This window comes from Micromonospora sp. 15K316 (genome assembly GCF_004348525.1).
Lineage (GTDB): Bacteria > Actinomycetota > Actinomycetes > Mycobacteriales > Micromonosporaceae > Micromonospora.
In genome coordinates this window covers 1-14086 of sequence record NZ_SMKG01000028.1, presented here as the reverse complement: position 1 = coordinate 14086, position 14086 = coordinate 1, and the positions used below count along the sequence as shown (strand labels likewise).

Sequence of the window (14086 nt, the reverse complement as noted above, 5' to 3'; positions counted from 1 at the left end):
CGTGCGCACACGGTGTACCGTCGAATGACCGCGGCGCGGCAATTTGTCGCTCCTCGGCGGTCGAGGCCGGCCCGCACGGCGGCTCCGGCAGCCGCTCCGGCGGCGACACCAATCAGACGGTCAGGACGTCGATCAGGAGGATGCGGGCGCTCAGGCACCCGACAACAGCATGGAACGTACGCGTTTCTTCCGCCGACCGGTGGTCTGGATCATCCTGGTCATCCTCGGCGCCGTTGTTCTCAGTCAGTTGTTCACCTCGGGACCCAGCTACCACCGGGTGGACACTTCCGTTGCGCTGGACCAACTCCACACAAGCAAGATCGATAGCGCGGTCTTCCAGGACAAGGAGCAGACGCTCCAGCTCAAGCTGGCCCAGAAGACCAAGTTCGGCGACACCACCACCGACCGGATCGAGGCCCAGTTCCCCTACGAGGTGGGCGGCCGGGTCTGGCAGGAGGTGCTCGACGCCAAGGCGGCCAACCGGATCACCGGTCCCGCCGACACGAAGGTGTCGTCCGACAGCATCTGGGTGAGCCTGCTGGTCAACCTGCTCCCCATCGTGCTGCTCGTGCTTCTGCTGCTCTTCTTCATGTCGCAGATGCAGGGCGGCGGCTCGCGGGTGCTCAACTTCGGCAAGTCCAAGGCCAAGATGATCACCAAGGACACGCCGAAGACCACCTTCGCCGACGTCGCGGGCGCCGATGAGGCGGTGGAGGAGCTCCACGAGATCAAGGACTTCCTCCAGAACCCGGCGAAGTACCAGGCCCTCGGTGCCAAGATCCCGAAGGGCGTGCTGCTCTTCGGGCCGCCCGGTACCGGTAAGACGCTGCTGGCCCGCGCGGTCGCCGGCGAGGCCGGGGTGCCCTTCTACTCCATCTCCGGCTCCGACTTCGTCGAGATGTTCGTCGGCGTCGGCGCGAGCCGCGTCCGTGACCTCTTCGAGCAGGCCAAGGCGAACGCTCCGGCGATCGTCTTCGTCGACGAGATCGACGCCGTCGGCCGGCACCGTGGCGCCGGCATGGGCGGTGGCCACGACGAGCGGGAGCAGACCCTCAACCAGCTCCTGGTCGAGATGGACGGCTTCGACACCAAGGGCGGCGTCATCCTGATCGCCGCCACCAACCGGCCGGACATCCTGGACCCGGCGCTGCTGCGCCCGGGCCGCTTCGACCGGCAGATCCCGGTGGACGCCCCCGACATGGAGGGCCGCAAGGCCATCCTGCGGGTGCACGCCAAGGGCAAGCCGTTCACGCCCGACGTCGACCTCGACTCGGTGGCCCGGCGTACCCCGGGCTTCAGCGGCGCCGACCTGGCCAACGTGATCAACGAGTCCGCTCTGCTCACCGCCCGCAAGGACCAGCGGGCGATCACCAACGACTCCCTGGAGGAGTCCATCGACCGGGTGATCGCCGGTCCGCAGCGCCGGACCCGGGTGATGAGCGACCAGGAGAAGAAGATCACGGCGTACCACGAGGGTGGTCACGCGCTGGTCGCCTGGGCGCTGCCGCACGCCGCGCCGGTGCACAAGGTGACGATCCTGTCCCGCGGTCGCTCGCTGGGCCACACCCTGGTGCTCCCCACGGAGGACAAGTACACCCAGACCCGGGCCGAGATGATCGACACCCTGGCGTACGCGCTGGGCGGCCGGGCCGCGGAGGAGCTGGTCTTCCACGAGCCCACCACCGGTGCCGGCAACGACATCGAGAAGGCCACCCAGCTGGCCCGGGCGATGATCACCCAGTACGGCATGAGCTCCAAGCTCGGTGCGATCAAGTACGGCACCAGCGGCGACGAGCCGTTCCTCGGCCGCAACATGGGCCACGAGCGGGACTACTCCGACGCGGTGGCCGCCGAGATCGACGGCGAGATGCGGGCGCTCATCGAACTGGCGCACGACGAGGCCTGGGAGATCCTGGTCGACTACCGGGACGTCCTGGACAACATCGTGCTCGAGCTGATGGAGAAGGAGACCCTCTCCACCGCCGACATGGCCCGGATCTGCGCCCGGGTGGTCAAGCGACCGCCGCTCGCGCCGTACAACGGCTTCGGTAAGCGCCAGCCCTCCACCGAGCCGCCGGTCCTCACCCCGGCGGAGAAGGAGGCGCTCAAGGCGCAGGCCCAGGCCGACGGCGCCCAGGCGGGGGTCGGCGGCAACGCCTCGAACAACTCGGACGGTACGCACTGAGCACGACGGACCCGGCGGCCAGCCTCGAACATCGGGGGCTGGCCGCCTCCGCGACTGAGCCCGGCGACGACATGCTGGACTACATCGCCGCGCGGCTGATCAACGGGAAGCTCACCGGCGGCCCGGTCGAGGAGAGCGTCGACCTGGCCCGGATCGAGAAGGCGGTCCGCGAGATCCTGATCGCGGTCGGGGAGGACCCGGACCGCGACGGGCTCCGGCAGACCCCGGCCCGGGTGGCCCGGGCGTACGCCGAGCTCTTCGCCGGCCTGCGGGTCGACCCGGCCCAGGTGCTCAGCACCACCTTCGAGGCCAACCACCAGGAGCTGGTGATCGTCCGGGACATCGACGTGATGAGCCTCTGCGAGCACCACCTGCTGCCGTTCCGCGGCAGCGCCCACATCGGCTACATCCCCGGCCCGGACGGGCGGATCACCGGCCTGTCCAAGCTGGCCCGGCTGGTCGAGGTCTACGCCCGCCGACCGCAGGTGCAGGAGCGGCTCACCACGCAGATCGCCGACCTGCTGATGGAGAAGCTCGCACCCCGGGGCGTGATCGTCGTACTCGAGTGCGAGCACATGTGCATGGCCATGCGCGGCATCCAGAAGTCCGGCGCCAAGACGATCACGTCGGCGGTGCGTGGCACGCTCCAGAACGACGCGAAGTCCCGGGCCGAGGCGATGGCCCTGATCCTGCCCCGCTGACAGGACGTACCACCCGGCCGGCCGACCTGGACCCAGGGCGGCCGGCCAGTTCCGTTCCCGCCCGCGCCGACCGGCGGCGGTTTCAGCCGGCCAGCATGGCGAGCAGCAGGCCCGCCGTGACCAGCACCGCCGGCACCAGGCAGACCAGCGCGCCGAATCGGGACGTACGGTCCACCCGGCCGGCGCCCGTCGACCGGAAGAGCCGCCCGACACCGATCCACCCGGCCACGAACGCCACCGCCGGCATCGGCAGGCCACAGATCAGGGCGGCGACGGTCGCCGCACCGGCACCCGTCGCGACGTAGACCACCACCTGGATCAGCGGTACCACCAGCGCGATCGGACCGTAGACCAGCAGGTTGCGCGGCCGTGCGGGCCAGCTCCCCGGGCGGAGCGGACGCCGCGCCACCAGTACCCCGTCCGCCGCGTCGACCCGGTCACGGGCGGTCCGCAGCCCGGACAGCACGGCCGCCGGCCCGCCGGTCATCGAGCGGGCCTCCTCGGTCAGCTCCGGCGGCGACGGCACCAGCGAGATCTGCGGTACGCCCCGGTCGCGCAACCGGGTCTGCTGCGCGGCCAGCCGGGTACGGACCTCGGCCAACTCCTCCCGGGCCGCCTGCACCGACCGGGCCTGCTCACCGGCGGCGGCCGCGGCGGACCGGCGCACCCCGTCCAACTGTCGGGCCGCCGCCAGGTAGTCCTGCCAGGCGTCCAGCGCGGCGTCAGCCGCCGCGACCGGCTTCGGGAGCGTCTCCTGCTGCTCCGCGGTGCGCTGGCGGCCCGGCCCGGCCGGATTCTGCCCCTCGCCCCGGGTGACCGTGGCCGTCTTCCGCCCGTTGCGGCTCATGCGCTCGGCTCCTCCTCGGCGAACGGCACCAGGACCAGGCCCTGCTCGTCCGGCCCGTCCCAGAGCACCGCCCGGCCCGGGCGCGGACGCCACTCGATCGGACGGTGGAAGACACTGGCGAGCTGGGCGCCCGGCACACCCACCGCCACCACGGCGGCCAACTTGTCCACGGCGTCCTCCGGCCCGAGCAGGGCGGCGAACGGCGGCACCACCCGCCACCAGCCGAGCAGGTGCCGACTCGTCGCCGGCCCCTCCCGCAGCAGCGTCCGCAACAGCTCGACCGGTAGCTCCTCGGCGTCGGCCCGGCCCGCGCCGAAGACCACCAGGTACGTCGGGCCACCGGCCGGTGTGGCCTCCTCCGTGTCGTTCCCGGACGACCCGGCGCCGATGGCGACGCCGAGCAGGCCGGCGACATCGACGCTCGTGGCCTCGTGCTGGGCGGCCAGCTCGGCGGTCAGCGCCTCCACCAGCGGCCGGCAGGCCGGATCGGCGGCGGCGACCACGAACCGGGCCGTGCCCGGCCGGTGATGCGCGGCGGTGCTCCGGACCGCGGTGGCCAGCAGGGCGGCCGCCTCCGGCCCGGGCCCGAGGACGGCGAGGTTGCGCCCCGCCGCCGGACCGAGCGGTACGACCACCGTCGACCGGGCCACGTCCACCGCCCGGCCCAGCAGGGCGGCCGGCGTGAGCGCCTGACCCCCGGCCGCCGCCCGGTAGCGGGGGTCGTTGCGCAGCAACGGCCGGGCGTACCCGGCGAAGACCACAGGCGGTGCGGAACCCTCCGGCCGGGCCGACCAGAGCTCGTGACGCAGCCGCTCCACCGTCTCCGGCTCGTCCTGCGGGTCCGGATACCGGATCAACCGCTCGTGGCCGCGTACCGCGCCCCGCGGACCGCCGAGCCCGCCGGCCGTGTTCACCACCGCGCTGCCCAGCGGCAGACCGGCCGCCGAGTCGTTGCTGGGTTCCAGGACCGCGCCACCGCCCGGCAGCGCCACCCGGACCGGGAACTGCCCGAGCAGCGAGTCCCGGTGGCCGGCGTCCGACCGCCCCGCCAACCCCAGATCCCCGGCCCCGGCCAGCACCAGGTGAACGCCGTACGTCCGCCCCGACCGGGCCAGAGCTTCGAGCTGGGCCGCGAGGTCGGCGCTGAGCCGGTCCCGCTCGGCGAAGAGCAGCGCCACGTTGTCGACCACGCAGACGATGCGGGGCAGCGCGGTGTGCTGCCGCAGCTCGGCGAAGCGCTGCCCGCCGGCCCGGCGTCCCGCCTCCTCGCGGCGGCGCACCTCGGCCGCCAGCTGCGCGAACAGATCCCGCACGTACTCACGGTCGGCGCTCATCGCGGCCGCGCGGACCTGCGGGACCCAGGACCGGTCCCGCTCGGTCTGGAGGAACTCCACGAAGGACTCCCCGTCGGCCAGGTCCACGAGGTAGAGCGCCAGCTCCTCCGGGCAGTACCGCGCGCTCAGGCCGAGCAGGGCGTTGGTCAGGAACGCCGAGCGCCCGCCGCCGGAGCGGCCGCTGACCAGCCAGTGCGGAGTCAACTCGGTGAACCCGAGCGGCACCGGGCGTCCGGCGGCGTCGCCCACCGTGGTCGTCATCCCGTCGGCCGAGTCCGCCGACCAGAGCACGTCGCCGGTCAGCGGCAGCACGTTGGCGAGCGACAACCGGGAGCCCGCCTCGATCTCCGCGGCGAGCCGCCGGCAGACCGCGTCCACCAGGTCGGCCGGCGGGTCCGGCTCGACGAGGACCGGTGAGTTCAGCCCGTTCGGCGGGTCCACCCCGGGACTGGTGAACGAGGTGCCCGGCGGATCGCCGAGCAGCGCGTACGCGTTGCGCAGCGTGAGCGTCGTCGCCCGGGGCAGCGGCGGGCGGTCCGCGTACGGGCCGGCACCCGCCCAACCGGCGACCACCAGGTGCAGCCCGGCCGACGGGCCCTGCTCGGCCAGCGCCTCGATCCGGGCCAGGTCGCTCGGCGCGGTCGACTCGGGAAGGGCGGCGAACACCAGCAGCAGGGTCCGGTCATGCCGGCGTCGCCCGTTGGCACCCGGGGCCACCCACTGCTCGGCCTCGGTCAGCACCGCTCGCAGCCCGGGCACGTCCGACGCCGGCGGCGGGAGCAGACCGGCGTCCGCCAGTGGGGCGAACGGCGCGAGGGTCGAGCCGGTGGCGTCCACCGCGCGGACCAGCAGCGCGCCGGCCGGTGTCGCCCCGACCGAACGCAGCAGCACGGCGCGGAGCAGACCGGCGACGCGGGCGTCCCGCACGTCGGTGTCGATGCTGAGGTGACCCGTGCCGACCAACGGCACCAGGGCGGGGAAGCGCGCGTCGTCCAGCGGCGCGGCGGTGCCGACCCGGACGAAGAGCGGCGGGCCCTCACCGGGCGGCGCATCAGCGGCCAGCATCTCCAGAGGGTCCCCCGCCCAACCGGGGGCCACCAGCGCAGCCACCGCGCGGAGCTGGCCGGCCAGCTCGTACTGCCGTCGCTGGTCGGCCGGGGCGGGCCGGATCTCGTCGAGGATGTTCGCGGCCGCCGTCGCGGTGGCAGCGGCCTGGCGGTGCAGTGCGGCGGCGCGATTCGTACGTGCCTTCGGACCGGCCACCGTGTCCACCCCCTCTGTTCGAGGCTGGCAACCTCCCCGAGCAGAGACGGTATCCCAGGTGGTGCCCCTTCCCTCGGAGGTGGGGCGGCGGCACGAAGGTGTCGTCACTCATCTCACCGGAGGCGAGCGGTCCGTCACGATCCGCCGAAAAATGAGGCATTGGGTACGCGGCCTTCGACCGATAGCCTCAGCACGTGGAATCAGTGCAGCCCCCCGCCGGTTCCCAGGTCTCCCGGGTACCGGCGCAGCGGCCCCCCTCCGAGCAGCTGCCACCCGTCCCGGTCGCCCCGGCCCCGGAGCGCCCCCGGCACCGGCTCCGTACCGTCCTCACGGTGGTCGGGGGTGTGCTCGCCCTGCTCTGCCTCGGCGGCGCGGTCACCGGCTATGTGCTCTACGACCGGGCCACCACTCCGGACCGCAGCGCCCCCGACGTCGTCGTAGCCAGCTACATCCAGGCTTTTCTCAACGAACGAGATGACATCAAAGCGGAGCAATTCCTTTGCCGAGATGGTGGCAATCTCGACGCGGCGCGCAGTCTCCGACGCGAGTTGGAGCAGCGTGAGGCGAACTTCGACGTCGTCGTTCGGGTGCGATGGGGGCCCCTGACGCAGGTGAAGGAAGAAAACGGCGAATCAGTGCTTACAACTTTGACCATCTCCGGTTCAGCGAATGGCCAGGCACGAAGCAGCCGCCGTGAGGATTGGAGCTTCCGTCTGGTGGACGAAGACGGCTGGCGTGTCTGTGGCGCGCAAAAGCTTCAGTGAGTTCTTATTCGATCCATAGGAGGTGCACCGGCACCTCCAGGGTGGTGGGTGCCTGCCCTCGCCAGGCCCAGCGGTACCACTCCGCCTCGGGCGTGACCCGTACGCAGATGTCGCCGTCGGCCCCGGAGTAGGTCTCGGTGACAGCGCGGAGGTCGCGGTGCTCGGTCGAGTCGACCATGTGGACCACCCGACGCCCGACCACCGAATCGGCGTCGATCACCGGAGTCGGCCGCCGGTGAGTCGGCCCGTCGAGGGAGACGAGCCGAAGGCCGGAGTCGCGCCCGGCCGGTCCGGTGAGGGGCGCGCCGACCGTCTCGACCCAGACCCGCTCCACCGGCATCAGGGGCGCGAAGACCTCCACCTGGTCGGTCTCGGCGCGGTACCACTCGTGCTCCGGGATGACCGGCACGTACGTCCGGCTGCTCTGCACCACCCGGTCGTCCGCCCTGAGGTCGCCGCGCCACCCGAGCCCGGGCAGGCCGACCTGCACCCGCTGGCCGCGTAGCCCGACCCGGGCGGTCGCCGGCACGATCTCGACGGGGCGGGGTGGGCGCGGTGCCCAGTCCGGGCGGTCCGCGAACGGATCGGGCAGTGGCTCGTTCATACCGGCAAGGGTTTCACTTCTTCGCCTTGAGCGGCGCGCCCCGCGAACGCATGAACGGCACCGGGTCGATCGCGCCCCGGCTGGTCCGGTCGCCGTCCTCGTGCACCTCGAAGTGCAGGTGCGGGCCCGAGGAGTTCCCGCTGCTGCCGACCTCGCCGATGACCTCGCCGGCCGCGACTCGTTGCCCTTCGCGGACCTGTGGGCTGTTCACCATGTGGCAGTAACGGGTGATGATTCCGCCGGAGTGCAGGATGTCGACGAACCATCCACAGCCGCCCTTCCCGGGGTAGCCGTCGACGTGGCAGCTCTCCTGCCCGCTGTTGTCGGGATCGCACTTCGACACCAGCACCCGGCCGGACGCCGCGGCGTAGATGTCGGTGCCTTTATCCGCCGCGATGTCGACCCCGTCGTGGCCGGGGCGCTGGCTGGTGCGGAACCCCGAGCCCACTCGGCCGGCGATGGGGGCGGTCCAGCCCGAGGCCGCGACCTCCTTGCCGGAGGCCGCGTCGCACACCTCCCGACCGGACAGGAGCGCGGTCCGCGCCGCGCCTCCGGCTAGCGCGTCGACGATCTGGGCGGCGACCGGCTCGTGCTTCGCGTAGGCGTCGGGGAACGCGCTCCCCTGCACCTGCTGCGCGGCCACGGTGAGCGGCAACTGCTCCCAGCCAGGGATGGCGAGCAACTTCTGATAGAACTTCTTCGCCGCGTACTCCGGCGTCATCCGCTGCCGCACAGTGCCCCAGGAGGCCCGCTGCTGGAAGAGCCCGACCGAGTCGTGGTCGGCGCCGACGCCCTCGTTCGGCAGCCCCTGCGAGTCCTTGACTGTGCGGTTCGCGAGGTTCCGCAAGCCCGACTCCTGCATGGCGGTCGCCACCGCGACGACCCAGCCGCGCGGTGGCACCTTCATCTGCTGGCCGGTACCGATGATCCGGGCCGCGTTGCGGAGCTGGCTGTCGCCGTAGTCGGCCATCCGCGGCATCTTCCCGCTCACGTCGACCCGGAAGTCTCCGGTGCACTCGACGCTCATCGGCGTCATCTGCTCCGCGGATTCCCCGCCGAGCTCGGTGAGGAAGAAGGCGGCGGTCCCGCCGGTGCAGCAGAGGAGTGCCAGCATCACGGTGGACGCGCCGGCGAGCGCGCGCAGCGGCAGCCGTCGACGCCGGGGAGGCTTCTCGTCGTTCATTCCTGCTCCCAGTCCACCGCGTCGACCAGCCACTGGCCGTCGGGCGCCACGAGCTCCAACCGGAGCCGGCCGGTGTCCATCGGCACCAGCACCTCGACGAAGGTCTCGGTTCTGGGCCGCAACGTGGCCTCGTCCGTCATCCGGTGGGCCGGCACCTCCTCGGGGACCGTCTCGGCCAGCTTTTCGATGAGCGCGGGTGTCGACAGCGGCCGCATGCCCTCGCGCCAGTCAGTGGCGGTCATCCCCGGTTCGCCGAGCCAGGCCTTGACGAAGCGGTCGGCGGTCTGCGCGGGCTTCACCGCACCGGGCCGGGTGACCGGGTCGCGTGGCTCCTCGCCAGCGAGCAGCCCGTCGTCGCCCGCATGCGGGTCGACAGTGGTGATCGGCTCCGTCGGCCGGTTGCTCAGCCCGAGGGAGGGGTCGATCGGCCCCGACAGGAGCCGGGCGGCGCCGATGATGCCGAACACGACCACGGCGAGGGCGAGGGCGATCCCGAGCCGGGACCGCAGCACCCGGGTGAAGAGGAATTCGAGGGCCCGTCGCACCGCGATCACCTGGCCTCGGTACGGATCCGCGGTGCGGTTCGCTCGGGCGCGCTCTCCCCGGAGCCGGGCCGGTAGACGACGTAGGAGGGGCGCTCCTCGGGCACGTCCGGCGCCGTCCAGGTGCCGGGCTGCCCGCGTCGGGGTCGTGGCGCGGCCGGGCGGGCCGTCGGGTTCTCCTCGATCGTGGGCGCGCCCTCGGCCCGGTCGCCCTCGTCGGAGCGCTGCCGGTCGCCGTTCGGGGCGGTGTGCGCCGGGTCCTCGTGCCGGGCCTCCGGCCGAAGCCTCGTCTGCTCCGCCACCACCGCTTTCCGGCGTCCCATGGTGGGCTCGGCCGTGCCGCCGGGCTCGGCCGGGTCGAGCCGCGCGGCGGTCCGCATGTCCCGGAAGAAGCGGCGGTGCCACGAACCGGCCGAGCCGACCGCCTCGCTGCTGTCCTTCCCGCCGAGCTGGGTGATCCGGCGGTAGGGGCGGAGCAGCAGCCAGCCGACCACGCCGCAGAGCCAGACCAGCACGACCTGGAGCCAACCCGGAAGGCTCGGCGTGCTCATGATCAGATCGACCGCGAAGAGGTAGACGGCGGCTCCGGTGCCGAAGATGGCGATGTTGAAGATGGCGGCAACCACCGCGTTGCCGAGCCGGCGCAGGCCGGCGCTGGCCGGTCTGAGCAGACCGATGGTGCCGAGGATCGGCGCGGCGATCACGGCCCAGCGGAAGATGAGGAAACCGAGCAGCACCAGCAGCGACGCCGTCAGGTCGAACATGGCGAAGAGCAGCGCGGCCAGTACCGCGATGAAACCGGCCCCCACCCGGTCCATGTCCCGGACCCCCTGGAGGTACTCGTACGCCTCCGGATCCTCGTCCTTGATCTGGTCCGCGATGGTCATCCACTGCTGCTGTTTGGCCTTGACGACCACTTCACGGGTAGCAGTGTTCTTGCGGATGGACTCCGCTTCGTCCCAAGTCAGCGATTTAGCATCGTAAAGCGCCGCACCGTACTTCTTTGCCGTCTCGCTATCGGCCGAGCCGAGAACGCCGCGTAGCCAGTTGCGGTAGAGCATGGTGGCGGTGGCGGTGTCGCTGGCTCGGACCGCAGGCGGCCTGTGGTCCTTGCACGCTTCGGGATTCTCTTGATCATCGCATTGCTCAGGAGGAGTGTCCCTGGATACCGGCCCGAGGGCGTCATGCACCACCCCGAGGCCGCTGATCAGCGTGTTGTCCGCGACGTTGGCGGACTTCACCGGCCAGGCGGCCAGGGCCGTCACGGCCACCATCACGAACAGGGCCCAACCCGCCGTCGTCATGGCATTGCTCATGTCGGATTGGCGCGATCGCCAGAGCAGGTAGAGCCCGACCACGCACAACGTGACGATTCCGAAGACGCTGAACACCTTCTGGTAGATGGCCTTGGTCGCCTGCTCCACCAGTGGGTCGGCCCAACTCCACATCGACCGCGGATCCCAGGCCCGCTCGCGCAACGCGTTCGACGCACCGATGATCGCCGTCGCGACCATGAACTCACCGTTGGCGACGGTGTTGCTGAACTTGTAGTCCGGGTGCAGCACCGAGGAGGCGCACCCGCCGATGTCGTAGGTGGTGTAGCTGTATCCGGCGTAGCCGTAGTCGCTGTACACGCCCTTCGGGCCGGGCTGCTTGGAGGAATCCGGTCGTGAGGCGAACCATCCGGCGAGGCCGGAATCGGGTGCGCTGGGGGTTGGCGGCCTACGGCACTCGATCTCCGTTTCGGCGACCTGCTGGAGCTGCTTGAGGCAGGCGCGGAAGTCGGCCTGCCATTCCTCGGTGGTGCAGAGGTCGGCCTGCGCCTGTGCGACCGCCGGGGCGGCGGAGGCTGGGGACGCCCCGATCAGCGGCCACGCGATGGTGGCTCCGGCCAGCAGGCCGAGCGCGAGCAGGAACGCCGTGATCCGTGCTCGGGCCCTCGCCATGTCACGCCTCCAGATCCGGCAGGGGGACGCTCGGCAACACCCCGGCAGCCGCGGCGACCGCGGCGGGCGTGGTGTCGAGGTGTTCCAGCAGCCCGTCGACGTACGAGACGTCCACCCGGACCTTCTGCACCCGCCCGTCGACGTCCCGCATGACGAATTCGCGGAAGCCCAGCCGGGTGGAGGACGTGGCATCGGCGGTGGAGAGCGAGGCGAGGGTGGCCTCGTAGCCGTCGTTGACCGGTACCCGCAGCAGGCGGAGCGCCTCCGAGGCGATCTCGTTGTCCTCGGCGATCCGGCCGACGAAGACGGTCGAGACGAGGTTCTGCACGTCGAGGCCGAGGATGTCGCGCGGGTTCTGGGAGGCGACCAGCGCGGCCAGATTCCACTTGCGGGAGTCCCGGGCGAGTCGTACGAGGAAGGAGCGGCCGGAGCGCCACCCCTCCATGAAGTGCGCCTCGTCCAGGCCGACGAGTTTCCGGGACGACATCGACCCGCCGTAGCAGCGGCGTACGGCGAGCCGGTGCGCGGTGTGCAACATCGGCAGGGCGAGCGCCTCCTCGGCCGACCAGTACTCGCGCTCGATCTTGAGGTCGGGCAGCCGCAGGCCGGCCATGGTGATCACGGTGAGCGCGGCGTCGGGACCGAGCATCCCTTCGGGTGGCCGGCCGAAGAAGAGCATCGCCAGCGGCATCTCGGCGGTGTCCAGCAGGAGGTTGGCGAGTTCCCGGCCGGTGTCGTCGTCGAGCTGGCTGAGCGTGGTCACCACGTCGTCCAGGGTGGACGTCTCCTCGGCGGGCACCTGGCGTACGGCGTGCCGGAAGAGCGTGGCGGTCGACGCCTCCCGGGCGACCTGCGGCGGCACCAGCATCATGCAGATGTCCTGGACGAGCATCCGCCGCTCGGCCCGCGCGTTGGAGACGGCGATCTCGTACTCCCGGTCGCCCGCGGCGCCGGTGCCGAACTCGCTGCGCCGCGGCGTCGGGATGAGCGCGTACGGGGCGAGGGTGCCGTGCTCGGAGCCGGTGAGGTTGAGCACCCGGGAGTAGGGGGCCAGCTCCGGCATGGTGCAGAGCCGGGCGAGCGGCCCGGACGGGTCGAGCAGCGTCACCTGGACGCCCCGCCGGGCGGCGAGGTAGCCGAGCGCACCGAGCAGGGTGGACTTGCCACCGCCCGGCTCGGCGACGAAGACGGCCAGGCCGGAGCGCTCGCGTACCTCCATGGGGTAATGCAGGTCCAGGAAGACGGGCCGACGGCAGGTCCCCGCGGTGCGGCCGATCAGGTCGCCGCGCCGGTCACCGACGGTGGACGCGGCCTGCGGCAGGGCGGCGGCGAGCAGCGGCACCGGCATCCGGCGGACGTAGCCGGTGTTGGCGATGGGCTCACCTGGGATGAACTCCCGGGCCAGCCAGTCCTGGTTCTTCGGGTGTTGCAGGGAGATGCGCAGCTCCCGCGAGTAGAGCTGGATGAGCCGGCGGGCTCGCTCCATGCACTCCTCGCGGGTCCGGCCGCCGACCGCGAGGCGGTGCCAGCCGTGCGCGCGGGCCGAGTCGACCGGCAGGCCGGTGGTCATCTCGTCGCCGATCACGAGCGCCCGTTTGGCCAGCCGTTCCAGCTCCGGCGGGGCGTCGATGCCGTGTTCGGCGTAGTCGAGCTGCTGCGAGCGGATCATGCGCAGGCGGTGCTCGAGGTTGCGGAACGAGTCGCCCGAGCCGAGGATGTCGACCCGGGTCGACAGCTCCATCGGCCAGGGCAGCCGCTCGTGGAAGTGCAGCCAGGGCTCGTGCCGCTCGGGGATCTCGAGTGGCTCCATCCGCCCCACGGCCAGCACGGCGACGTGTCGCTCCTCGCCGGTCATCCGATTGACCAGCTTCACGGTCGAGCCGTACGGCGTGCGGTAGCGCTCGATCTGTTCGGTGAGCGCGAGCAGGTCGCCGCGTTCCCACCGCCCGTTGGTCACCGGCGAGAGCGCCCCGGGCGGCGACATGCAGAGCGCCACCGAGCGGTAGAGCAGCCACTCCAGTTCCTGCGCGGTCACCCGTCGCCCGCGCATGCCGAACGCGCCGAGCACCTCGTCGAACTGCTCGACCGTGCGGCCCAGGCGACGGCGTTCGCCCTCGGCGACGCCCCGGCCGAAGGTCCGCAACAGCCGCTCGCTGAGCGAGTCGCCGAGGGAACGGCGGGCGAAGGTAACCCCGAGGTACGTCTGCCCCTCGGCGTGGTTGACCGACATCAGGTGTCGCTGCGCGGCGACGAGGTGATCGGCCCAGCTGGGTGTGCCGGGCACGTCGGGCAGCGGGGCGACGGTGTGCGTGTCGACGGTGCGGGCCCACTCGTCAGCCGGGAACGGCCGGGTGGTGCGGCGCAGGTGCAACCGGAAGCCGGCGAGGCCCGCGTACTGCTCGGCGATGGCGGCCAGCAGCGCCTCGCGCTCGGCGTCCGGCCGGAACGCCCAGCGGACCTCGGGCAGCCAGTACCAGGCGGTGACGGTGTTCGGGGTGAAGGTGAGGTGGCCGGCGATCTCGGTGATGGCCAGCTCGACCGACGGGTCGCGGTCACCGAACTTGATCTTCGGCGGCTTCACCCGGGTCGGCTTGATCGGTTTGTCCCGCCGCTGGGGTGAACGCTGCCGTGGCGGCGCGACCTCGCGCCCATTGGACGTCGACGCGGGGCGCTCGGGGTGTTCCGCCTGGCTCTCCGCCGGTCGGCGGGGTTCGGGC

The 14086-nt window shown here is 72.0% G+C and carries 10 protein-coding genes; 3 read left to right on the top strand and 7 right to left on the bottom strand.

Going from position 1 to position 14086, the window contains the following annotated elements; translation table 11 throughout:
- Window positions 1-169 precede the first annotated feature (169 nt).
- Together ftsH and folE are read left to right on the top strand one after the other, a co-directional pair.
- Window positions 170-2185, top strand: coding sequence for an ATP-dependent zinc metalloprotease FtsH (gene ftsH / locus E1211_RS09245; RefSeq protein WP_132347441.1), 2016 nt, complete (start codon window positions 170-172; stop codon window positions 2183-2185).
- A 38-nt stretch (window positions 2186-2223) separates the two neighbouring features.
- On the top strand, window positions 2224-2886 hold the full coding sequence (gene folE, locus E1211_RS09240) for a GTP cyclohydrolase I FolE (protein ID WP_132347439.1): 663 nt from the start codon (window positions 2224-2226) through the stop codon (window positions 2884-2886).
- 82 nt (window positions 2887-2968) lie between these two features.
- Here the strand turns inward: folE and E1211_RS09235 are convergent, their stop codons facing one another.
- Both E1211_RS09235 and E1211_RS09230 read right to left on the bottom strand, forming a co-directional pair.
- A complete protein-coding gene (locus tag E1211_RS09235) occupies window positions 2969-3733 on the bottom strand; it encodes a hypothetical protein (protein ID WP_243709454.1) in 765 nt (254 codons plus the stop codon).
- The gene (locus E1211_RS09230) at window positions 3730-6339 is read right to left on the bottom strand and encodes an FtsK/SpoIIIE domain-containing protein (RefSeq protein WP_132347437.1); all 2610 of its coding nucleotides are present in this window, start codon (window positions 6337-6339) and stop codon (window positions 3730-3732) included. Before E1211_RS09230 ends, E1211_RS09235 begins: the two co-directional genes overlap by 4 nt.
- Before the next feature lie 194 nt (window positions 6340-6533).
- On the opposite strand from E1211_RS09230, the gene E1211_RS09225 reads away from it, so the two are divergent.
- The gene (locus E1211_RS09225; protein WP_132347487.1) at window positions 6534-7094 is read left to right on the top strand and encodes a hypothetical protein; all 561 of its coding nucleotides are present in this window, start codon (window positions 6534-6536) and stop codon (window positions 7092-7094) included.
- A 4-nt stretch (window positions 7095-7098) separates the two neighbouring features.
- Here E1211_RS09225 and E1211_RS09220 read toward each other — a convergent pair whose 3' ends face one another.
- The 5 genes from E1211_RS09220 to E1211_RS09200 all read right to left on the bottom strand — a co-directional run.
- Window positions 7099-7698, bottom strand: coding sequence for a hypothetical protein (locus tag E1211_RS09220; RefSeq protein WP_132347435.1), 600 nt, complete (start codon window positions 7696-7698; stop codon window positions 7099-7101).
- Between the two features lie 13 nt (window positions 7699-7711).
- The gene (locus E1211_RS09215; RefSeq protein WP_132347433.1) at window positions 7712-8881 is read right to left on the bottom strand and encodes a M23 family metallopeptidase; all 1170 of its coding nucleotides are present in this window, start codon (window positions 8879-8881) and stop codon (window positions 7712-7714) included.
- Window positions 8878-9435, bottom strand: a complete 558-nt coding sequence (locus tag E1211_RS09210) for a hypothetical protein (RefSeq protein ID WP_132347431.1) — start codon at window positions 9433-9435, stop codon at window positions 8878-8880. Before E1211_RS09210 ends, E1211_RS09215 begins: the two co-directional genes overlap by 4 nt.
- Window positions 9432-11369, bottom strand: coding sequence for an MFS transporter (locus E1211_RS09205; RefSeq protein WP_132347429.1), 1938 nt, complete (start codon window positions 11367-11369; stop codon window positions 9432-9434). The genes E1211_RS09210 and E1211_RS09205 overlap by 4 nt, the downstream gene beginning before the upstream one ends.
- A gap of 1 nt (window position 11370) precedes the next feature.
- A partial coding sequence (locus E1211_RS09200) for an ATP-binding protein (RefSeq protein ID WP_132347427.1) occupies window positions 11371-14086 on the bottom strand: 2716 nt, incomplete at its 5' end.